The 380-nt window shown below is 26.8% G+C and carries 1 pseudogene; it reads right to left on the bottom strand.

The annotated features are described in order from the left end of the window. Window positions 1-380: pseudogene (locus tag CD172_RS12455) on the bottom strand (AAA family ATPase); the annotation flags it as partial.

Here is a 380-nt window from a genome sequence, read left to right as displayed (position 1 = left end):
GAATTAATTACATCTATTGCTCTGTAAGGTTTATGTGACAATACATTTATAAGCGTTAAAAATGAGCCTAACATTATTTTTTTGTTATTACTCATTTCATTGCCAGTCATTTTTCTATAAACTTCTTCAATTTCCGGTTGGTTTGATTTTTGAGCTAAATCACTATTTTTTAACTTAAAACTTAAAAAGTGTTCAAACACTCTTCTAATACTATTGATTGAATGATAGTAATAGCAATCTTCCTCAGCTATATCCTTATGACTTTTTCTCGATAACTCGTAAGCCTCTTGAAATAACTTTTTATAAGGTGTCTTTACTTTCTTAAATTTTTCTAAAAAACTAGTTCCTTGATAATCTTTGTACACTTCATAAAAATTATG

The sequence above is a fragment of the Staphylococcus agnetis genome, from assembly GCF_002901865.1.
In the GTDB taxonomy this organism is placed as follows: Bacteria; Bacillota; Bacilli; order Staphylococcales; family Staphylococcaceae; genus Staphylococcus; species Staphylococcus agnetis.
This window is presented reverse-complemented; position numbering and strand designations above follow the sequence as displayed.